This is a genomic window from Bacillus sp. FJAT-47783 (genome assembly GCF_022808615.1).
In the GTDB taxonomy this organism is placed as follows: Bacteria; Bacillota; Bacilli; order Bacillales; family Aeribacillaceae; genus Bacillus_BZ.
The window spans coordinates 40,545-61,462 of sequence record NZ_JAKZKS010000012.1; the positions used below are offsets into that span (position 1 = coordinate 40,545).

The 20,918-nt window shown below is 37.4% G+C and carries 20 protein-coding genes; 4 read left to right on the forward strand and 16 right to left on the reverse strand.

What is annotated here, in order from left to right; translation table 11 throughout:
• Positions 1 to 7 precede the first annotated feature (7 nt).
• The 3 genes from MLD65_RS10380 to MLD65_RS10390 all read right to left on the reverse strand — a co-directional run bounded on the left by MLD65_RS10380 (position 8) and on the right by MLD65_RS10390 (position 2,859).
• Entirely contained in the window at positions 8 to 1,276 is a 1,269-nt protein-coding gene (locus MLD65_RS10380; RefSeq protein WP_243291800.1) for a TRAP transporter large permease, read from the reverse strand.
• Positions 1,276 to 1,752, reverse strand: coding sequence for a TRAP transporter small permease (locus MLD65_RS10385; protein ID WP_243291801.1), 477 nt, complete (start codon positions 1,750 to 1,752; stop codon positions 1,276 to 1,278). Before MLD65_RS10385 ends, MLD65_RS10380 begins: the two co-directional genes overlap by 1 nt.
• Before the next feature lie 78 nt (positions 1,753 to 1,830).
• Entirely contained in the window at positions 1,831 to 2,859 is a 1,029-nt protein-coding gene (locus MLD65_RS10390; RefSeq protein WP_243291802.1) for a TRAP transporter substrate-binding protein, read from the reverse strand.
• A 268-nt stretch (positions 2,860 to 3,127) separates the two neighbouring features.
• On the opposite strand from MLD65_RS10390, the gene MLD65_RS10395 reads away from it, so the two are divergent.
• Positions 3,128 to 3,694 (forward strand): thioredoxin family protein, encoded by a 567-nt coding sequence (locus MLD65_RS10395; protein WP_243291803.1) that lies wholly within the window; start codon positions 3,128 to 3,130, stop codon positions 3,692 to 3,694.
• A 42-nt stretch (positions 3,695 to 3,736) separates the two neighbouring features.
• Here MLD65_RS10395 and MLD65_RS10400 read toward each other — a convergent pair whose 3' ends face one another.
• The 7 genes from MLD65_RS10400 to MLD65_RS10430 all read right to left on the reverse strand — a co-directional run bounded on the left by MLD65_RS10400 (position 3,737) and on the right by MLD65_RS10430 (position 15,069).
• Positions 3,737 to 5,152: a glycoside hydrolase family 18 protein gene (locus tag MLD65_RS10400; RefSeq protein ID WP_243291847.1), complete on the reverse strand. Its 1,416-nt coding sequence runs from the start codon at positions 5,150 to 5,152 to the stop codon at positions 3,737 to 3,739.
• A gap of 68 nt (positions 5,153 to 5,220) precedes the next feature.
• Positions 5,221 to 6,636, reverse strand: coding sequence for a glycoside hydrolase family 18 protein (locus MLD65_RS10405; protein ID WP_243291804.1), 1,416 nt, complete (start codon positions 6,634 to 6,636; stop codon positions 5,221 to 5,223).
• Positions 6,637 to 7,296: 660 nt separating this feature from the next.
• The gene (locus tag MLD65_RS10410) at positions 7,297 to 7,959 is read right to left on the reverse strand and encodes a lysozyme family protein (protein WP_243291848.1); all 663 of its coding nucleotides are present in this window, start codon (positions 7,957 to 7,959) and stop codon (positions 7,297 to 7,299) included.
• Between the two features lie 368 nt (positions 7,960 to 8,327).
• Complete coding sequence (locus MLD65_RS10415; protein ID WP_243291805.1) at positions 8,328 to 9,746, reverse strand: alanine/glycine:cation symporter family protein; 1,419 nt, start codon at positions 9,744 to 9,746, stop codon at positions 8,328 to 8,330.
• Between the two features lie 189 nt (positions 9,747 to 9,935).
• On the reverse strand, positions 9,936 to 12,368 hold the full coding sequence (parC, locus tag MLD65_RS10420; RefSeq protein ID WP_243291806.1) for a DNA topoisomerase IV subunit A: 2,433 nt from the start codon (positions 12,366 to 12,368) through the stop codon (positions 9,936 to 9,938).
• 3 nt (positions 12,369 to 12,371) lie between these two features.
• The gene (parE, locus tag MLD65_RS10425; RefSeq protein WP_243291807.1) at positions 12,372 to 14,339 is read right to left on the reverse strand and encodes a DNA topoisomerase IV subunit B; all 1,968 of its coding nucleotides are present in this window, start codon (positions 14,337 to 14,339) and stop codon (positions 12,372 to 12,374) included.
• Positions 14,340 to 14,652: 313 nt separating this feature from the next.
• A complete protein-coding gene (locus MLD65_RS10430; RefSeq protein ID WP_243291849.1) occupies positions 14,653 to 15,069 on the reverse strand; it encodes a CoA-binding protein in 417 nt (138 codons plus the stop codon).
• A 184-nt stretch (positions 15,070 to 15,253) separates the two neighbouring features.
• On the opposite strand from MLD65_RS10430, the gene plsY reads away from it, so the two are divergent.
• Positions 15,254 to 15,841, forward strand: a complete 588-nt coding sequence (gene plsY, locus MLD65_RS10435) for a glycerol-3-phosphate 1-O-acyltransferase PlsY (protein WP_243291808.1) — start codon at positions 15,254 to 15,256, stop codon at positions 15,839 to 15,841.
• A 103-nt stretch (positions 15,842 to 15,944) separates the two neighbouring features.
• Here the strand turns inward: plsY and MLD65_RS10440 are convergent, their stop codons facing one another.
• On the reverse strand, positions 15,945 to 17,099 hold the full coding sequence (locus MLD65_RS10440; RefSeq protein ID WP_243291809.1) for a thiolase family protein: 1,155 nt from the start codon (positions 17,097 to 17,099) through the stop codon (positions 15,945 to 15,947).
• Between the two features lie 480 nt (positions 17,100 to 17,579).
• Here MLD65_RS10440 and MLD65_RS10445 point away from each other — a divergent pair, with 480 nt between their 5' ends.
• Together MLD65_RS10445 and MLD65_RS10450 are read left to right on the forward strand one after the other, a co-directional pair.
• Complete coding sequence (locus tag MLD65_RS10445; RefSeq protein ID WP_243291810.1) at positions 17,580 to 18,743, forward strand: CapA family protein; 1,164 nt, start codon at positions 17,580 to 17,582, stop codon at positions 18,741 to 18,743.
• A gap of 89 nt (positions 18,744 to 18,832) precedes the next feature.
• The gene (locus MLD65_RS10450) at positions 18,833 to 19,120 is read left to right on the forward strand and encodes a HesB/YadR/YfhF family protein (RefSeq protein WP_243291811.1); all 288 of its coding nucleotides are present in this window, start codon (positions 18,833 to 18,835) and stop codon (positions 19,118 to 19,120) included.
• Between the two features lie 154 nt (positions 19,121 to 19,274).
• Here MLD65_RS10450 and MLD65_RS10455 read toward each other — a convergent pair whose 3' ends face one another.
• From MLD65_RS10455 to MLD65_RS10475, 5 genes are all read right to left on the reverse strand, one after another.
• A complete protein-coding gene (locus tag MLD65_RS10455; RefSeq protein WP_243291812.1) occupies positions 19,275 to 19,592 on the reverse strand; it encodes a hypothetical protein in 318 nt (105 codons plus the stop codon).
• Between the two features lie 2 nt (positions 19,593 to 19,594).
• Positions 19,595 to 20,017 (reverse strand): YbgC/FadM family acyl-CoA thioesterase, encoded by a 423-nt coding sequence (locus MLD65_RS10460; RefSeq protein ID WP_243291813.1) that lies wholly within the window; start codon positions 20,015 to 20,017, stop codon positions 19,595 to 19,597.
• A gap of 124 nt (positions 20,018 to 20,141) precedes the next feature.
• The gene (gene tlp, locus MLD65_RS10465; RefSeq protein ID WP_243291814.1) at positions 20,142 to 20,384 is read right to left on the reverse strand and encodes a small acid-soluble spore protein Tlp; all 243 of its coding nucleotides are present in this window, start codon (positions 20,382 to 20,384) and stop codon (positions 20,142 to 20,144) included.
• 129 nt (positions 20,385 to 20,513) lie between these two features.
• The gene (locus MLD65_RS10470; RefSeq protein ID WP_243291815.1) at positions 20,514 to 20,657 is read right to left on the reverse strand and encodes an acid-soluble spore protein N; all 144 of its coding nucleotides are present in this window, start codon (positions 20,655 to 20,657) and stop codon (positions 20,514 to 20,516) included.
• 64 nt (positions 20,658 to 20,721) lie between these two features.
• Complete coding sequence (locus tag MLD65_RS10475; RefSeq protein ID WP_243291816.1) at positions 20,722 to 20,862, reverse strand: FbpB family small basic protein; 141 nt, start codon at positions 20,860 to 20,862, stop codon at positions 20,722 to 20,724.
• Between the last annotated feature and the right edge of the window lie 56 nt (positions 20,863 to 20,918).

The window sequence follows — 20,918 nt, forward strand, 5'->3', positions numbered from 1 at the left end:
TTCACCTCTATTTATCTAATAAATACAAGCTAATGGATGGCATGAAAGTCAAAATAAGTACATCGATAATCAACATAATGAGAAACGGCGTTATCGCACGAACGATGTGCTCCAATCTAATGTTGGCAATATTCGATGCCACAAACAAATTAATACCAACTGGCGGTGTGATCATCCCAATGGCCAAACTGACTACCATAATGACACCAAAATGAACGAGATCCATTCCTGCTGCCGAAGCAATCGGAACTAAAATCGGTGCCATTATTACGATAGCCGCTGAAGTTTCCAAAAACGTCCCGACAATTAACAAAATCACATTAATTATAATGAGAAGAAGTAGCGGATTTGACGTAATGCTTAGCATGGCATTCGAGATTTGACCTGGAATTTGCTCCCTTGTCAATAAAAAGCCAAATATGGATGCACATGAAATAATAAATAAAATGACAGAAGAAGTGATAGCGGATGAAATGAATATTCCTGGAATATCCTTCCACTTAATCTCCTTATAAATTAACAAGCCCACAATTAACCCATAGACAACCGCAACGACAGAGCCTTCTGTCGGTGTAAATATTCCCCCATATATTCCCCCAAGAATAATAACGGGCATTAATAATGCTAATATAGCGTTTTTAAAAGCAATGAAAACTTCTTTATATGAGCTCTTTTCTTCCTTGCCATACCCTCTTTTACGTGATATAAAATACGCAACTAAAATAAGAGACACCCCAACAAAGATTCCCGGTACTATACCCGCGATAAATAAATCCCCGATCGATGCTCCTGCAATAACCCCGAATAAAATCAGTGGAACACTTGGCGGAATCATAACCCCTATCGTTCCGCCCGCTGCTTGTATTGCAGTTGAAAAACTTTTATCATAGCCACGTTTTACCATAGCAGGAATTAGGATGCTCCCAACTGCTGCAGTTGTCGCTGCAGCTGACCCAGAAATCGCGGCAAAAAACATACAAGTTACAATCGATACCATCGCCAGGCCTCCATGAAGGCTTCCTACTAGCGTACTTGAAAAATGGATTAATCGTTTAGAGATTCCCCCTGATTCCATCAGTTTTCCGGCTAATATAAAAAATGGAACAGCCATCAACGTAAAGGAATCGGTAGATGTAAACATTTTTTGGACAATAACCATTAATGGCACACTATCCTGGATCATCAAAACAATCATTGAGGCAAGTCCAAGTGCAACTGCTACTGGAATATTAATAAGAAAAAGAACAATTAGTAATCCGTATAATAGCCAGGCCATTATTCACTCGCCTCCTTTCTCCACTCGGATATCGTTATGTATAACACATTGATCACAAACAAAATACTTGAAATGGGAATAACCGTATAAACGTATCCCATCGGCAATTGCAAGGAAGGTGATGTTTGCATCATGCTTCGTTCAATAAATTCAAAGCTATTTGTGACAATATGCCAAAAGAAGAAAATAATTAGTGCAGATGAAACAACAATCATAATCCGTTTCACTAACTTGTTTCCTCTTTCAAATACTATTTCAATGCTCGGATGGGCTTTCACACTCATCGCATAACCTGCTCCTAAAAAGGTGATCCAAACAAGTAAATATCGGGATAATTCCTCTGTCCAAGCCAACGGTTGATCAAGGACGAAACGGAAAAGAACTTGTAGGAAAACAGCAATGACCATAATAAAAAAAAGAATAATTAATACCCACTTGATTAAATTATTTAATGAATCTACTACTTTTTTAACCACGATTCACTTCCCCTTATGACTAAAAAACTTGGTCTGTGCCGAATACAATTTCGACACTCGCCAAGTTTTCCAGATTTTTTATTTTTCATTTAAAATGGCGTCGAGTTGTTCTTTACCAAATTCAGATTCATATTTTTTATAAACAGACTGAATGGCTTCTCTGAAAGGCGTAACATCTACCTCTTCAACAACTTCTACACCTTTCTCTTTGAGAACCTGTAAAGATTTCTCATCAGACTTCTTTATAAGCTCTCGTACTTGATCTCCGGCGTTTTTCGCTTCTTCTCTTAAAATTTCTTGATAATCTGCAGGTAGTGTATCCCATACAGATTTACTGAACATAATAACAGCAGGAGAATACAAGTGACCTGTTAACGTCATATGAGTTTGGTTAGATTCATATAGCTTGTACGTATCAGCAACAATAATTGGGTTTTCCTGCGCATCAACGACTCCTTGTTGGAGAGCTGTCAATGCTTCCGTCCAAGCCATTGGAGTTGGTTTTGCTCCTAATGCCGTAAATGCATCGAGATGAATTGGATTTTCTTGTGTACGTATCTTAAGTCCTTCTAAATCTCCTGGCTTCGTGATAGGACGCTTAGCATTTGTAATATGACGGAAACCATTTTCCCCCCATGCAAGACCAACAAGTCCAACATCCTCCATCCCTTTCAAAAGCCCTTGTCCAATTTCACCATCAAGCACTTTATAGGCATGTTCCCTTGATTCAAATAAAAACGGCATATCTACAATCCCAATTTCAGGATAGAAATTGGCAATTGGTGCTGTTGAAGAAATCGACATATCTGCCGTTCCTAGCGTTAGAGCTTCCGTTAACTCCCTTTCAGCTCCAAGCTGACTAAGCGGAAACACTTCAATTTTAACCTTTCCATTTGTACGTTCCTCAACATTTTTAGCCATTTCAACCAAGCCAACGTGGTACGGATGTTCCTCTGTTAAAGAATGGCCTGCCTTAAAACTAAATGTCTGACCACTGTTTTTTTCCCCTGATTCATTCTTGCTTGTTGACTCCGAAGAGCTGCAGCCAGCAATGATTAAACTTAAAATCATTAAAGGAAAAAACCATAAAACCTTCTTTCTAAACATAATAAACTCCCCTTTTTATTTATCTGAATTACTTAAATATACCGACAATTATAACACTATTTTCGAGTTTATGCGCTAAATTTTTCGAACTTTATTAATTATCTTACTAGAAAACCTTTACCCTCACCTTTGGGTATGTGGGTTAAATAATTAGCTAGCATCAACTTGTCAAAAAAAAATTAACTAAGGTTAAAAAACAAAATATTAGCCATACAACGTGAAAATTTTTATAGTAGAAATATAAATACAAAAGTGGAGGGTCAAGTCGATGAAAAATCTTAATCAATGGTTTGAAAAAGGGATTAGTAAATACCAATACATTCATGAAATGAAAACACATAAAGAAAACCTTTTAACGATTTACAACAAATTTCGCTTAGATGATGAAGATCGATCTTTTTTGCAGACAGTACAAGAGAAAAAACTACGTGCGATTGTCTTATCAGAAGATTGGTGTGGAGATGCAATGGTAAACCTTCCAATTTTCCTGCGGATTGCAGAAGAGTCATTAATGGAAACACGTCTGTTGTATCGTGATATGAATCTTGAGTTGATGGACCAATATTTAACGAATGGTAAATCAAGATCAATTCCAATCATAATTATAATCGATGAAGCTGGTGAGGAAGTTGCAAAATGGGGGCCAAGAGCACCAAAAGTACAGGAGCTAGTTGAAAAAATGAAGTCTTCTCTTCCAGATAAGGATTCATCCGAATATGAGCAAGCATTTAAGTCCTTTATTTCAGAAGTGACAGAGCAATTTTTGACGAATGAATCGATTTGGGAAGAAGTAAAAAAAGACCTTATTCAAACGATTAGAAGGATTTCTAAATAATAAATGGAGCGGACATCAGCTATCGTCCGCTCTTTTTTGTTTTTAAAATTTTTTTATATGAAAATTATCCTTAAGCAATACCCAGTTTTGCGGAAAAGGAAATCCTAGCACCCAATAACTTACACCAAGTAAGCGATAGCTTTTGATCGTATCGAACTTTGCTTGTGTGCTTCTACCGTCTTCAAACCACACTTCATGGCCTCTTCCATGTTCATCTGTATATCGATAAAACGGAGATGCTGAAACGGGGTCATATTGAATGGTTGCTCCGTATTTTACTGCTCTGGTAATGGCTTCTTGCGGGCTAAATGTTTCCGCTTCTTGTCCTTGTACATGAGGAATGATCCAATCTCTCGCATATAACTGAAATCCCATAAGGATTTTTTGGGACGGTATGACGGATACTGCATAATCTAAAACTCGTTTAATTTCGTTTAACGGTGAAATTGCTTGAGGTGGACCCTTACGATAACCCCATTCATACGTCATAAGAACAACAAAATCAGCGATTCTGCCGTGTGCAGGATAATCGTGTGCTTCATATAACAATCCTTTTTGTTCTCCGCTTATCTTTGGTGCTAACGATGTTGAAACAAAATATCCGTCTTGATGAAGCGCATCAACAGCAAGCTGAAGAAATTCATTATATAGCTTGCGATCTTCCGGTAATACATTTTCAAAATCAATGTTTAATCCTTGATATCCTTTGTTTTTCATAGTGCTGATAATGTTTGCTAGTAATCTTTCACGGTTTTCTTTACTTGCTAATACAGCATGTGCAATATTTTCTCCAGCTTCGGTTACTGTAAAATTGGTAATGGACATCATCGGGACTGCCCCATCAGCCAACCCTGTTTGTATAGCATCCGTATCATCTTCCATATAAAGCACTAAAGATCCGTCTGGTTGAATGACATAAGCAAATGTAGCAAGATACGTTAAATCTTTTGCAACATCTCCAACAATTTTCTCTGCTTCAGCCCCTGAATGATACGTAAAAGCATTCGTTACAATCTCCAGCTTTCGTTTTGGTATGATTAGGGTTGTACCTGGGTATAAAAGATTAGGATTTTGAATTTGATTAACTTTAATAATCGATTGCACGGTTGTACCATATAGCCTAGCGATTTGCCACAGTGTTTCACCACGTTGAACTACATGCTTATAAGCAGGAATTTTTAAAACAGTGCCAGGATAAATAAGAGATGGATTCGTTATTTGATTTGCCGTAACAATATCTTCAACGGTCGTGCCATATCGGTTTGCAATCATCCATAATGCCTCTCCAGGTTTTACGGTATGATAAACATTGTATGTCGGAATGATTAAAGACTGTCCGACTACTAATTGATTAGGGTTTTCCAGTTCATTTAGTTCAACAATTTGTGAAATACTGACACGGTAACGATTAGCAATTTGCCATAGCGTATCTCCTCTTTGCACAACATAAATGATCACCATACCCTCCCCCAAATACATAGCTAAAACTCATTCAAATGACAAGATTACGATACATTCATATTCAATTAAAATTTTTGAATTCGAAAATGATCGCTAAGGACAAGCCAGTTTTGCGGGAACGGATTCCCTAATACCCAATAACTTACACCACGCAACTTTAGTTCATTGACCAAGTCATACTTCGCTTGCACACTTCGAGCGTCTTCAAACCATACGACGTGTTTTTTCCCTTGCTCATCTATATAGTTATAGAATGACGATTGTGCTTTCTCATCAAATTGAATGGAAACCCCATATTGAGCTGCACGCTCTACAGCGGCTAAAGGACTTAACGTTTTAGCCCATGGCCCACCTTCTACATAAGGCAATGTCCAGTCATACCCATATAAAGGCATACCCATCATTATTTTATGGTTTGGCATTTCAGTTAAAGCATATTGAATAACTTTCCGCACTTCACGAATCGGTGCAACGGCCATTGGAGGTCCACCAGACCAGCCCCATTCGTAAGTCATGATGACAACAAAGTCAACAATTTCTCCATGTGCCGCATAATCATGCGCTTCATATAACAGCCCTTTTTGTTCACGGGAATATTTAGGTGCTACTGCTGTGGACACGGAATAACCTAACGGATGAAGCCTGCTCACTACCCGGCGTAAAAACTCGTTATAATTCTCTTTATCTTGTTGGTATAAATACTCAAAATCAATATTTAATCCGACATATCCTTTCTCTTTCATAACTTTTATAATATTTCCTATTAACTTTTCTTGAACATCACTGTTTAAAAAAATTTCATGGGCTAAGTCTGAACTAAATTCACCTTCTCTGAAGTTCGTCAACACCATCAATGGAGACACACTTTTCGTTTTAGCAACATTCAGTAGTTCAGAATCAAAAAGATTCCTTACAGTGCCATCAGCTCTTACTTCATAGCTAAAAGGACTCATGTAAGTTAAATACTCCCCAATTTCCTTTACGATTTGCTGCCCACTTTGATCGAATCTTGTGATATAGGCATTCACTTCAATTAGTGGTTTCACTTTTTCTGGAATGATTAGCCTTTGACCTGGGTAAATTTGTGATGGATTGATAATTCGATTCACACGGACAATGTCTTGTACCGGTACTCCATATTGAATGGAAATCGCCCAAAGAGTGTCGCCAGCTTTGACGACATGAAAGTCTGTAGGAATTTTTAACCGTTGACCTGGATAGATTAAAGCTGGATTTTCAATTTTATTTTCATAAACAATGGATTCAATTGTAACTCCGTACATTTGAGCAATGCTCCATAATGCTTCTCCTGGTTGGACGATGTGATAGCGAGCTACTTCTGGTATGACTAAAGACTGTCCGACTACTAACTGATTAGGATTTGCAATTTGATTCGCTGCGATAATTTGATTCAAATTCACTCTATACGTTTGAGAAAGGCCCCATAACGTATCACCTGATCGGACGACATGGATGATCAACTTTAGCCCCCCCTCCCTTAAATACAAAGAGAAAACGTAGCTGTAATTTCATTACTTAATAACATTATGCGGGTGAAAAGCGGCTTATGAACATGTAATATGTACTGTACATAAAACAGCGCTTCGGCATGAACGAAAGCGCTGTTTATATGAGACGATCCCCCATTACCTTGTTAAAAAGGTAGCTTTTTTCTGGGGAAATATTTTTTCGCATTTTACTAATATTGAAGCATTATTTCAAATCCGTATAAAATTGAAGTTATATATACCTATAACGGGATAAAAACCGAAAAAAATCTTTTTCTAACGTGTGCTAATATTTTACGATCGCAAACGTACTCGCCTTCAACGTTGCGCATAAATCCGTTTGTACTTCAATTAATCTTCCTTCTAATAACTCTCTTCTTATCGTCGATTTTGGGATAAAAGAGATTCCTAATCCTTCTTCAATGAACCTCTTTGTAATATGAAATTGAGAAACTTTTATCGTTTTGATTGCTGGATAGAAATGAAGATTCTCCCAATACCCTAGGTGGTTAGATGTAAGGACATAATATTAGTGAAATAGCTCTTCTTCTGTAATCGGAGGAGTAAATTCAGAGTCCATTCCATCATGTGGTGCTACTAAAATAACCATATCCTCATATATGATTTCATTTGTTAATTGCGGGTTAAAGCTTTATTCAACTCATCATCTAATAAAACAACTTCCCCTTGCTTCTCGAGAAGGTTCACAACGAGTGAAAGGTTGTCCTTTACTTTAGTCGTGTACGTAAAATCTCCATAGCAAAAAGGATACCTGAAGTTATTTTTGTCTCCGCCACAATTATAGAGGTCAGGGTTTTGTTCAACTTTCAATTCCGAATATTGCTTTGCTAATTCTTCCGAGTGTTTTTTTCCATTGTTCGCAACGAAATCTATATACCCCGGTCCCATGTTATAACTTTGAATAATGGTATCTGTGTCAACACCTACTTGTTTCCCGTACTCGTACATTTTTGCGAAATGCAAAACACCTTGATGAATGCTTTTTTCAGGTGTCTTTATTTCATTTCGTTTTAAACCAGCTGATTCTGATGATTGCATAATATCGTTTCCCATTACATTACTTTCTTGAATCATAATGGCTAGTAAAAGAGGCTTCAGCTTGACAAGATTATGTTCCTCGAGCTCCTTATGGACAGCCTTTTCATAGTTTAATAGTCTCTCTTCTAAATAATTTGTTTCATTTACGGTTGTTTGTGAAGTATTAAGATTCATTGCCCAGATCAAACCAACTCCAATTAATACCGCTCCTATCATGAAAATGAATATAAACTGCATACAACCTCTTTTACGTTTCACGTTAACACCTTCCAATGCTCTCCCAAAATATAACTCTTTACATATAGTAAGACTGAATAAAATGAGATTTAGTTTCATAAAAATGGAGAATTACAAACATTTACATAAATTAACGACTAAAATTAACTTAGAAATCATTTAACAAAAGTGTTTTTATTCATTGGGGTTGTTAATATGGGGATCGTTTTGTAAATAGATAAAAGTGGGGACGTACTCCCACTTCATACAGCAACCTTTTTTCAAGCTTTCATCCCTGAATGCTTTATCAAAAAAAGATAAATTTTGATTAAAAAAAGAACGAAATCGTTCATGATTCCGTCCGCTAAAATGGATTGTTATCGTAATTTTTAAAATGATTGTTGATCTTTTTGACCTTCCCACGCTTCTGCATTCGTTAAACCTGAAATATTAGATGCTTTAAATAGTGGATCTTTTCCTTCTTTACGCTGTTTCACATAATCTTTTAGTACCTTTACGGCAATATTCGATAATAATGTAATGACTATTAAGTTTATAACTGCCATTAAGCCCATAAATAGATCTGCTAAATCCCAAACGATCTGGAACCCTGAAACACATCCGAAAATCACCATTGCTACAACAGCAACTCGGTAAAGGAAAAGCCACGTTTTGTTATCGCGAATAAATTCGATGTTCGTTTCACCGTAATAATAGTTTCCGATAATGGAACTAAAGGCAAAAAGGAAAATGGCAACGGCAATAAATATAGATGCCCAGTTACCCATATGAGATGATAAGGCTGCTTGTGTTAATTGAATGCCATTTAAGTCCTTATCAGGCGAAACATCGAATAATAAAATAATAAAAGCTGTTGCTGAACAAATGATGATCGTATCGAAAAAGACACCTAACGATTGAATAAACCCTTGCTTTGCTGGGTGAGATACATTTGCTGCAGCAGCTGCATTTGGCGCACTACCCATCCCAGCTTCATTTGAGAATAATCCGCGTTTTATACCTTGCATAAGGGTAGCACCGATTCCTCCGCCTACAATCTCTTCTAATCCGAACGCATTTTTAATAATTAACGCAATGATACTAGGAATTTCAGTCATATTCATGAGAACGACAATTAAGGCGACAAGAATATAAATTCCCGCCATAACCGGTACAATAATTTGCGTAACTTTCGCGATGCGATGAATACCACCGAAAATAATAATGGCTGTAATAACGGCTAAAATCATGGCCATCATCGTTTTATTAACAGAAAAGGCTTGTTCGAATGCCGCAGCAATCGTATTCGCTTGTACCGCATTAAAAATTAAACCGAAGCAAAGTGTAATCAAAATGGCAAAAATAATTCCTAACCAACGAGCATTTAACGCTTTTTCCATGTAATAAGCTGGCCCGCCGCGGAAATCATTTCCATCTTTCACTTTGTAAACTTGGGCAAGCGTACTTTCAACAAAGGCAGACGCCATGCCGATCATTGCGATAAGCCACATCCAAAAAACCGCTCCTGGCCCACCAAGAGCAATGGCAATGGCTACGCCTGCCAAATTCCCTGTACCAACACGAGAAGCAGCGCTTACAAAGAACGCTTGAGCAGAAGTTACCCCTTTCCCCTTTTTAGCGACACGATCTTTTTCTACTATGATACGGAACATTTCCCCGAAGTGGCGAAATTGAACAAACTTTGTTTGAATCGTAAATAAAATTCCAAGCCCAATGAGCATATAAATTAGAACATAACTCCATATAATCTTATTCCCTTGTGATACAATCCAATTTAAAAATTCCATACTATTCTCCTTTCATTCTGAGCTGCAATGAATATGTGAGGTTTTTTTACATGAACACGTTATATTATATCACAAAATAAAAATAAAATTCTAGATATTTTTCTAAGAGCTTTTTACAAAGTCCGGTTCTCATCGAACGTAATAAAAACCCCTTCTGTCCACTTTCTAAAGGACAAAGGGGTTTTTGGATTAATTGTCGACCAATTCTAACCAACAATCGATTACATTTCCTACTTCTTGTTCATCTACAAAGAAAGACCCGTTGCTATAACGTTCATTTACGCGGAGATTCTGAACGAGAATCGTTTCTACATACCCTTTTTCTGATAACAAGGATAACGACTCATTCCCTTTACACATAAACGAGCGAACGATTTTGTGTGGGTTTGTTTTTAATTCCCTCAACATGACTAAACCGCGCTTTGCCCGTGAAGAACACTCGAACTCTTTTAACGTCATTTTTTTAACTGCTCCGCGATGTGTCACAATAATCAACTCTTGAGAAGGGGTCTCCTCTCGCTTAAATACGTGGCCACTGACAACATAATCATCATCTTTTAAGTTAATCCCTTTTACTCCAGCGGCTCGTGTACCTACAATGTTTACTTCCTCTTCTAAAAACCTCAATCCATAACCATTGCGAGTTGTGATAAAGACATCTGACATGCCATCTGTCACCACAACACCCACAACTTCATCATTACCCTTTACGTTTATAGCAACGAGTGGCTTTGAATATCGCTGCGCTTTATATTGGATTAACTCTGTCTTTTTCACCATTCCACTTTTCGTGAAAAATAACAGATATTCTTTCTTCTCAAAGTCTTGAACAGGTATTGCATTGACTATAAATTCATCTTTATCAATCGAAATTAAACTAGCGACATGTTGACCTAAATCCTTCCAGCGAATATCCGGCAACTGATGGACAGGGAAATACAAGTAATTCCCTTTATTAGTAAACAGCAACAGCACATCTGTCGTATTCATTTCGATTTGACGAAGAAGTCGGTCTGTATCTTTCATACCGAAATCTTGTCCATTGGAAGCGTTATAGGATCTAACACTTGTTCGTTTTACATACCCGTCCTTCGTTACAGTTACAATGACATCCTCACTTGCAACCATTACTTCTACATTAATTTTGATTTCTTCAATTTCTTCCTCAATGACGGTACGACGCTTATCTGCGTAGGATTTTTTTATTTTTCTTAAATCCGTTTTAATCACTTGTAAAAGCTTCTTTTCATTTTCTAAAATCGAAGTCAATTCTTGAATCTTTTCTTCGAGTTCAGAAGCTTCCGCTTGTAAAGCCGTCACATCGGTATTCGTTAATCGATAGAGCTGTAAGGAAACGATCGCTTCGGCTTGTGGTTCTGTAAAGGCATATTTTGCGATTAAATTATTTTTTGCATCCCGCTTATCTTTTGATGCGCGAATCACTTGAATCACTTCATCTAAAATCGATAATGCTTTAATTAGTCCTTCCACAACATGTTGTCTTTCTTGTGCTTTTCTTAGTTCATACTTGGATCGATTTGTGACTACGTCTTTTTGATGATCAATGTATGCATCTAATATTTGCAATAAGCCCATTAGCTGTGGTCTTCGGTTGTGGATAGCAACCATATTAAAGTTGTACGGAATTTGTAAATCCGTGTTTTTGTATAAATAATTTAGAACACCTTCTGCGTCAGCATCTTTTTTTAATTCGATGACAATACGCAAACCTGTGCGATCGGTTTCATCTCGAATTTCAGAAATTCCCTCTACTTTTCGATCTAGACGTAATTCATCCATCTTTTTGACTAAATTCGCTTTATTGACTTCATACGGGATTTCGGTAATGACGATTTGCTGCCTGCCACCACGGATGGATTCAATTTCAGCTTTCCCGCGAATAATGATTTTCCCTTTTCCCGTTTCATACGCCTTTTTAATACCATCGATCCCTTGAATAATTCCACCTGTAGGGAAGTCAGGTCCTTTCAAAACCTCCATAATTTCATCTACTGTTGATGTTGGCTTATCAATTCGTTTCATGACAGCATCAATGACTTCACCTAAATGGTGTGGTGGAATATCTGTTGCATATCCAGCTGAAATTCCGGTTGAACCATTTACAAGTAAATTTGGAAACATCGCAGGTAATACAACCGGCTCATTGCTCGTATCGTCAAAGTTTGGAACAAAATCTACCGTTTCTTTCTCAATATCACGAAGCAACTCTTTTGCGATGGCTGACAGTCTTGCTTCTGTATAACGCATCGCTGCTGGCGGATCGCCGTCAATACTCCCGTTATTTCCGTGCATTTCTATTAATAAATTCCGCACTTTCCAATCTTGGCTCATCCGAACCATCGCATCATAAACGGACGAATCACCGTGCGGGTGGTAGTTCCCGATCACATTACCAACCGTTTTCGCTGATTTTCTAAATGGTTTTTCGTGTGTGTTTCCGTCTACATACATGGCATATAAAATTCTTCGTTGTACAGGCTTTAACCCATCTCGAGCATCAGGCAGTGCACGATCTTGAATAATATATTTACTATAGCGACCAAATCGGTCACCGAGCACTTCTTCTAAAGGTAATTCATGAAAACGCTCTAGTTGCGACATGTATTAGCCCTCCTCTCCGACAGATAAATTTTCGTTCTCGAGTATATTCGTTTCTTCATCTAAGCCGAATGCAACGTTTTTCTCGATCCATTTCCGGCGTGGCTCCACTTTGTCACCCATCAACGTTGTAATACGACGCTCAGCACGTGCTGCATCATCAATACGAACGCGGATTAACGTACGTGTTTCCGGATTCATTGTCGTCTCCCATAATTGGTCTGCATTCATTTCACCGAGACCTTTATATCGCTGAATCGTATAGCCTTTCCCAACTTTTTTAGTCACATCTTTTAACTCTTCATCGCTCCATGCATATTCTATCACTTCTTTTTTCCCACTACCTTTTGATACTTTATATAGCGGTGGAAGAGCGATAAATACTTTTCCGGCTTCAATCAATGGTTTCATATAACGGTAAAAGAACGTTAATAACAACACTTGAATATGAGCTCCATCCGTATCCGCATCGGTCATAATGATTATTTTATCGTAATTGACATCATCAACTGAAAAATCAGGGCCGACACCAGCACCAATTGCATGAATGATTGTATTAATTTCTTCGTTTTTAAAAATATCTTGAAGCTTCGCTTTTTCTGTATTAATAACTTTACCACGTAACGGTAATACAGCTTGAAATTTTCGATCACGTCCTTGCTTGGCAGATCCACCTGCAGAATCTCCCTCTACTAAATAAAGCTCGTTATTTTTCGGGTTACGTGATTGTGCAGGTGTCAGTTTTCCGCTTAAGGATGTATCTTTTCGCTTACGCTTTTTACCTGAACGGGCTTCTTCACGGGCTTTTCGGGCCGCTTCTCGTGCTTGAGCCGCTTTAATCGCTTTTTTAATTAATAAAGAACTCACATCTGGATTTTCTTCCAAAAAGTACGAAAGTTGCTCTGAGACAACAGAATCAACAGCAGAACGCGCTTCACTCGTTCCAAGCTTTCCTTTCGTTTGTCCTTCAAACTGCAATAGTTCCTCAGGAATACGGACAGATACAATCGCAGCTAACCCTTCACGAATATCCGAACCTTCTAAGTTTTTATCTTTTTCTTTTAAAAGGCCTACTTTGCGTGCATATTCATTAAACACTCTTGTCATCGCTGATTTCGCCCCAGCTTCATGTGTACCGCCGTCCTTTGTACGGACGTTATTTACAAATGACAAGATGTTTTCACTAAATCCGTCATTAAATTGGAAAGCAAAATCTACTTCAATTCCATTTTGCTCCCCTTCAAATGAGACGACAGGATGTAAGGAATCCTTTTCTTCATTCAAATATGTAACAAATGCTTCAATTCCATTTTCATAAAGATATGTTTCTTTTACATCATTCCGATTGTCGATGATTTCAATTTTTAATCCTTTTAATAAAAAGGCAGACTCCCTTAATCGTTCGCTCAACGTTTCGAAATTATAGGTGATCGTACTAAACATGCTTGGATCGGGCTTAAAATGAATCGTCGTTCCTGTTTCTTTCGTCTTGCCTACTTTTTCAAGCGTCGTAACGGGCTTTCCCCCGTTCTCAAAACGTTGTTCATAAATAAAACCATCGCGTTTAATCGTGACGACAAGCCATTCAGATAGGGCGTTTACGACAGAAGCACCTACTCCATGTAAACCCCCACTCGTTTTATAGCCACCTTGTCCAAACTTACCACCAGCATGGAGGACCGTTAAAATGACTTCAGGTGTAGGCTTACCCATTTTATGCATACCGGTAGGCATTCCACGACCTTTATCTTGAACAGAAACACTATTATCTTTATGTATCGTGACTTTAATATAATCTCCGTAGCCTGCGAGCACTTCGTCTACAGAGTTATCGACAATTTCATAAACAAGATGATGGAGGCCACGTGCATCTGTGCTTCCGATATACATGCCCGGACGCTTTCTAACAGCTTCTAAGCCTTCTAGTACTTGAATCGCATCATCATTGTATTCAATCTTCCTTGTATTTACCAAACGATTTTAACCCCTTTCAAAACAGTAAGAACGTATGTTCAGTATTGTACCTATAACAATTACTCTCGTCAACTATCTCATAAATACTCATGCTTTATTGTATATCTGTTTCATAAACAATTTCAAACCTTTCTGTAAAATAGAAAAACGGACAAATCCTACAACAAGCACACGTCAAGCCTGCCAAAAGGTACTTTTTACCTTTTAGATGAATTTGCTTTTCGTCTTCTCGAGCTGGACAATGAGGACTCTCATAACCTTTGAAATCTTTGTTATTATTATAAACGTAAAAATCGTAAACCCCGTGTAGGGCTTACGATTTCGTTAAAGAATGCGCTACTTTTATACATAAATCCATAATGACTGTTTTGTTTTTTTCTTTTAACAGTTCATATGCTTCTTCATTGAAAACACCTTGCTGGGCCCAAAAAACATCAGCATCAATTTCCAAAAACTCTTTTGCGACATCAACGAGGTGCTCTGACCTTCTAAATACATTTACAATATCAACATGGCCGTCAATTTCTTTTAAAGACGAGACAGCTTTAACACCGAGTACTTCATCAACCGTTGGATTAACTGGAATAATTTCATACCCGGCATCTTGCATCGCTTTTGTCACCATGTAAGACGTACGCTCAGGCTTATTAGATAAGCCAACAACAGCTATGCGTTTTGATTTTTGTAAAATTTCTTTAATCTCGCTTTGACTTGGATTTTCAAATGCCATCATTTTCTCCCTCCTTCATTTATTTCCATTATACAGTGAAATGTAATTCGACTCCAACTAATGAATACCCGTAATCCCTTTTCATGAAGAATAAAATTTAGTAATATTATAAAGCATTATACATAGAGGTTTTTTTAGAAGTTGTGTACAATAAAAAAAGAATCTGATTTAAAGGGGAAAAAACATGATTTACGCACTTATCGTATTTTTAGCTTATGTAATTGGATCCATTCCATCTGGCTTAATCGTCGGGAAAATTGGCTATGGCATTGATATTCGCGAACATGGAAGTGGAAACTTAGGTGGTACGAATACGTTTCGAACACTCGGTGTAAAGGCCGGTCTTATCGTAACGATTGCTGATATTTTAAAAGGGACATTAGCTACTGCTTTGCCTTATATTTTCGGGATCGATGCAAGTTTCCATCCTTTACTTGCCGGAATGATTGCAGCAGTTGGCCATATGTATCCAGTATTTGCAAATTTCCGTGGCGGAAAAGCAGTGGCGACCTCAGGCGGTGTACTGTTATGTTATAATCCAATTCTTTTTATTTCGTTGCTTGCTGTGTTTTTTATCATTTTATACTTTTCAAAATATGTATCATTGTCATCTATGTTAACAGGCACTTATACGATTATTTATAGTTTATTTACAAAAGATATTCCACTTATTATCGTCGTTAGCTTATTAACTATTTTTGTCATATACCGCCATCGCCCTAACATTAGGCGGATCATCAATAAGACAGAGCCGAAAATCAAATGGCTGTAAACGAAACGAGGGAAATTACTCCCTCGTTTTATCTTTAAACGGCTCCTATTATGACTTCTATTTTGAATTTCCTCAATCGAATGGATTTGTAATAATTTCTGATTTACGAATCCAACCGTTCAATGATCGTAGCATTAGCCATGCCATGGCCTTCACAAATTGCCACTAATCCGTATCGTTCTCCCGTTCGCTCTAATTCATGGGCTAACGAAACGAAAATTCTAGCACCTGTAGCGCCTAACGGATGTCCTAATGCAATGGCTCCTCCATTTCGATTTAACTTTTTCGGATCGGCACCCGTTTCCTGAATCCATGCTAATGGAACAGGAGCAAATGCTTCATTTACTTCGTAACAATCCATATCATCAATCGTTAATCCAGCTTTTTGTAATACTTTTTCTGTCGCGGCAATTGGACCTGTCAGCATTAATGTTGGATCAGATCCTACTACAGATCTTGCAACAATACGAAAACGCGGTTTTACACCAAGCTCTTCCGCTTTTTCTCTTGACATGATGAGAAGTGCAGCTGCCCCATCGCTCATTTGACTTGCATTTCCTGCATGGATGACTCCATTTTCAATAAATGAAGGTTTTAATGCGCTTAATTTCTCCAGCGACGTATCCCTTCTTGGACCTTCGTCTTCTTTGACAACGATTTTTGTTCCATCTTCTTTCGTTACTTCGATTGGATAAATCTCTTTTTCAAATTTTCCTGCTTCTTGCGCTTTAATCGCTTTTTGGTGACTTTCATAGGCGAATTCATCCAATTGAGTTCGACTAAATCCCCATTTTTCCGCAATTCTTTCAGCAGATAATCCTTGATGGATTAATTCATATTTGCTCGTTAGTTTTTCACTAAAAGGAATCTCTTGTCGATTAGAAAACATTGGAACGCGGCTCATACTTTCCACACCACCAGCGACAACGACATCCATATCTCCACTTAAAATCGCTTGTGCGGCAAAATGTACCGCTTGTTGACTTGAGCCGCATTGTCGATCGATCGTTGTTCCCGGTACTTCAATTGGATATCCTGCAGCTAAAGCCGCCAGCCTCGCAATATTTACGGACTGTTCACCGACTTGAGAAACACATCCTAAAATGACGTCTTCAATTAGAGTTGCTGAAATGTTTGCCCGATTCACAAGCTCTTGTAAAACTTCAGATGCTAAATCATCTGCACGAACATTAGCAAAAACACCTTTTCGTCTTCCAACAGGTGTCCGTACAGCTTCAACAATGACTACTTCACGCATATTATATCCTCCTCGAAACTTTTCTCTTTTTTAAACTCACTATACAATATGCAATTTTAATGCCAAGAAAAAATCTATGTAAAAAGAATATGCATCAGCATTTCAGCATAAAGACGATTAATATTCGGACACTTTCAGAACAAAAGGTGTATGGAAAAAACACAGTAATATATTTATACAATTTGATCAATACGTAAAAAAACCTATTTAAAAACTTCCGACATTTCTCCACTAAGTTTTTAGTTTTAACGCTAAAAAGTTTTCCAACAAAAAATGAACAAAGCGCCTACCTACTAGCGACAAGGACAAGACAAGCCAACTAAAAGATGCTTTTTATACCTTCTGGGCGGATTGGCTTTACTTCTGATCCGATGGCACCTGGAGCTAGACATCAAAGACTATATTTACCCCTGAAAACTTTATCAAAATGATATAAATTCTGGTAATATAAAAAAGAGGAATAGAAAAAGGATGTGTCTTATGAAGAAATATGCTTTAGTTTTTTTAATTGGCATTATTTTAGTCTTAGGTTTATTAACGTTTCAATCTTCCAAAGGGAGTCGATTATCTTCCAATAATGAAAGTAAAGACCATTCATTAAGAGTATCTGCCGCTTCATTAAAAGAGTTTCATTCCACTATTTCCATTGCGGCGATTGGAGATCTTCTCATCCATCGTCCTGTTTATGAAGACGCAAAGAAGCAAGATGGTGTTTACGATTTTAGTCCGATGTTAACAAATGTGAAAGATACGCTACGGCAAGCTGATTTCACAATGGCTAATCAAGAATCCATCATCGGCGGTACAGAAATCGGATTATCTACCTATCCTTCGTTTAACAGTCCATTTGAGGTGGCTGATAACTTTCAAGATGCCGGTGTCGACTTAATGACAATGGCCAATAACCATACGCTTGATCGTGGGGAAACGGCGATACAAAATGCCATCGCTCATTATGAAAAAATCGGGATGCACTATGTCGGTAGTTATAAAGATATGAAAGATGCCGAAACATTAAGAATTATCAATGTAAAAGGAATGAATCTCGGTTTTCTATCCTATACATACGGAACGAATGGTATCCCCGTACCAAAGGGCAAACCGCATCTCGTCTCTTTGATTGATAAAGAAAAAATCAAAAAAGATTTAGAGCGATTAAAAAATAAAGTAGATGTGGTCATTGTCAATATGCACTGGGGACTCGAATATCAAAGCTATCCTTCGACTGAACAAAAAGAACTAGCCCAATTCATCGCAAATGAGGGAGCTCATGTGATTATCGGTCATCACCCGCATGTTCTTCAGCCAATGGAATGGATTGAGCAAGAAAATGGAGATAAAAGTATTGTCGTATATTCCCTCGGGAACTTTCTATCAGCTCAAAAAGGGAACGGAAAAGATATCGGCGGAATCTTTCAATTGCAAATTGATAAAAAAACAGACGGAAACGTAACAGCCATTTCACTCCGTAACCCTAAGGTTATTCCTACGTTTGTATCGAGTCATGGAAGCCGAAACTACAAAATTCATTTTTTAAAGGATATGAATGAACAGAAAAACAACGAAGTGATAGAGCATATGAACCAATGGCTAAAAACAAAAGAAGCAACTTTTATTCAGGAAAGTGAAACGATCGAGCGTTAATCTCTTATTCCGATTACGTGTAGATTAAGCCTATTTCATTGAATAATCGATCCTGACATCTGTATAATGACATTTAGAGGTGACAAAAAATGAAAATGGATGTAACAAAAGAAGCAGCAAAATGGTATAAGGAAGAATTCAATTTAACGGATGGAGATACATTGCGATTTTTTGCTCGCTACGGAGGATGCAGTAATGTCCAAAAAGGATTTTCGTTAGGTGTTGCAAAAGAGCAACCAATGGATGTCGGCACTAAAATTTCTCAAGAAGGAATTACGTTCTTCATCGAAGAAAAAGATTTATGGTATTTTGACGGAAAAGATTTAACCGTTGCTTTTGATCAAGCAATGAATGAACCTATATTCCAAATCGATTAATTCAAGTAGCAAAAAGCTTGCGAACAACGATGTTTGCAAGCTTTTTCTAGTCATTTTTGGACGTATCCACTCACGAAAGTGCAAAAGGTGATATACACGTGTAATGTGAGATACGTAAATCAAGGCGCTACCCCATTCATAAATGCAAAAGGAATTATTCCGTATAAGTTTGCTTCAAATGAAAGCGAAGGATATGGTCTTCATATCCATATTTTTTTAAAATCAACCATTGTCTTTCCCCAAGAAGATCAAAATGTGGAAAATCACCATAATGGTGAATCCATTCTCGTCTAAGACCGTTCACTTCTCCCCATTTTTCTAATTTGTAAAGATTCCCGCACCCTACTTTTGTAACAGAATGGTATTTAGGGAAGCGTTCATCATACCAAAAATGGGTCAAAAAGGCGATTTCGCCTCTTTTGACTTTTTGTTTCCATTCAATAAGCTCTTTTCTCTTAATTCCAAAAGCCATCGTTATTCCTTCTTCATTGCATGCAAATATGCTTCATGCCACTCTGGGAACGTCTTCTTCATAGAAATAGGCTTAAACGTTTCTTTTCTTACACAAACATGTGTTGACGTACTCTGAATAGCGAGCTCTCCAGTTGGCGTATATATTTCATATCCGTACACTACTTTAAGTCCGTTATATTCTTCAATCCACGTATAAATCACAGCGGTTTCCCCATATTTAAGCGGCTTTTTATATTGAATATGTACATCTAAAACAGGTGATAATACGCCTTGCTCTTCCATACTCGCATATGAAAATCCAAGATCTTTAATTAGTTGTGTGCGTCCTACTTCCATCCAAACTAAATAGTTCGCATGATACACAACACCCATTTGATCCGTTTCCGCATACCGTACATCAATTTCCCTTTTTGATACGAACATATTTATTCCTCTCCTAACTATGACGACAAAAATATCTCTATATTCTTTTATCTTACCGAATGTTTAAATGCATCTCAACTGATTCAAAAAAAGAGCTGGCGTTTTGCACCAGCTCTTTTTTTCGTTATTGTTCATCTCGATATCCGCTTTCACGATCGGCTGCTTCATCTTTAATTTCTTCCCGCAAAGCGTGAATACTTTCTTCTCGTCGTTGATTTTTCGCTTGTATTCTCTCACGCTCTTCAGGACTAGAAAATTGCATCGTTTCTTCTGCTTCCTCCATATTTTCGATCGTGTTTTCAACAATGGATTGCAGCTTTTCAACATTATCAGAGCGATCATCTGGTTTTGGCTTATTATGTGGCATTCTTCATCATCCTCTCATTAATTAATATATATTACAAAATTAGTATGTACAGAATGAAGTGAATTATAGCCACATTTTTAGTTTACATAATGTTTTTATTGTAACAAAAGGAGAGTAAGGTATGATACCTTACTCTCCTTTTGTTTGAATCACTTGAGCATGTTGATTCGTTTTATCCGCCATTTGTTTTCCTTTATTCCCGCTAAAACCTCTTGGTTTCGTTCCTTGATGATTTGGATTGAAATGTGATTGTTTATCATTTGAATTCGTCACGAAAATCGCCTCCCATTTATATCATGAGGCAAAAATCGTGAATGATAACTGGTAAGTATTACATTCAACTTAATTTCTCTAAAAAACGCTTTTCAAGCTTTTTTTCGAGTCTTTCTTCTAATTCATCTAATGCGCGTTGATCATTTAAAAGCTTTTGTTTATTTTCTCGTACAAGCTGTTCAAATGAAGGTTTATTTTTTTTCATTTTTGTCCCTCTTTCTTTAAAAGTCGTATTAGAAATTAAACCCACTTTAATTATAC

Excerpts from the sequence above, each read along its gene's own strand:
- MLD65_RS10380 (WP_243291800.1), bottom strand. The coding sequence starts at position 1,276 with ATGGCCTGGCTATTATACGGATTACTAATTGTTCTTTTTCTTATTAAT.
- MLD65_RS10390 (WP_243291802.1), bottom strand. The coding sequence starts at position 2,859 with ATGTTTAGAAAGAAGGTTTTATGGTTTTTTCCTTTAATGATTTTAAGT.
- MLD65_RS10395 (WP_243291803.1), top strand. The coding sequence starts at position 3,128 with ATGAAAAATCTTAATCAATGGTTTGAAAAAGGGATTAGTAAATACCAA.
- MLD65_RS10410 (WP_243291848.1), bottom strand. The coding sequence starts at position 7,959 with ATGCAGTTTATATTCATTTTCATGATAGGAGCGGTATTAATTGGAGTT.
- MLD65_RS10415 (WP_243291805.1), bottom strand. The coding sequence starts at position 9,746 with ATGGAATTTTTAAATTGGATTGTATCACAAGGGAATAAGATTATATGG.
- parC (WP_243291806.1), bottom strand. The coding sequence starts at position 12,368 with ATGTCGCAACTAGAGCGTTTTCATGAATTACCTTTAGAAGAAGTGCTC.
- MLD65_RS10430 (WP_243291849.1), bottom strand. The coding sequence starts at position 15,069 with ATGGCATTTGAAAATCCAAGTCAAAGCGAGATTAAAGAAATTTTACAA.
- plsY (WP_243291808.1), top strand. The coding sequence starts at position 15,254 with ATGATTTACGCACTTATCGTATTTTTAGCTTATGTAATTGGATCCATT.
- MLD65_RS10440 (WP_243291809.1), bottom strand. The coding sequence starts at position 17,099 with ATGCGTGAAGTAGTCATTGTTGAAGCTGTACGGACACCTGTTGGAAGA.
- MLD65_RS10445 (WP_243291810.1), top strand. The coding sequence starts at position 17,580 with ATGAAGAAATATGCTTTAGTTTTTTTAATTGGCATTATTTTAGTCTTA.
- MLD65_RS10450 (WP_243291811.1), top strand. The coding sequence starts at position 18,833 with ATGAAAATGGATGTAACAAAAGAAGCAGCAAAATGGTATAAGGAAGAA.
- MLD65_RS10455 (WP_243291812.1), bottom strand. The coding sequence starts at position 19,592 with ATGGCTTTTGGAATTAAGAGAAAAGAGCTTATTGAATGGAAACAAAAA.
- MLD65_RS10460 (WP_243291813.1), bottom strand. The coding sequence starts at position 20,017 with ATGTTCGTATCAAAAAGGGAAATTGATGTACGGTATGCGGAAACGGAT.
- tlp (WP_243291814.1), bottom strand. The coding sequence starts at position 20,384 with ATGCCACATAATAAGCCAAAACCAGATGATCGCTCTGATAATGTTGAA.
- MLD65_RS10475 (WP_243291816.1), bottom strand. The coding sequence starts at position 20,862 with ATGAAAAAAAATAAACCTTCATTTGAACAGCTTGTACGAGAAAATAAA.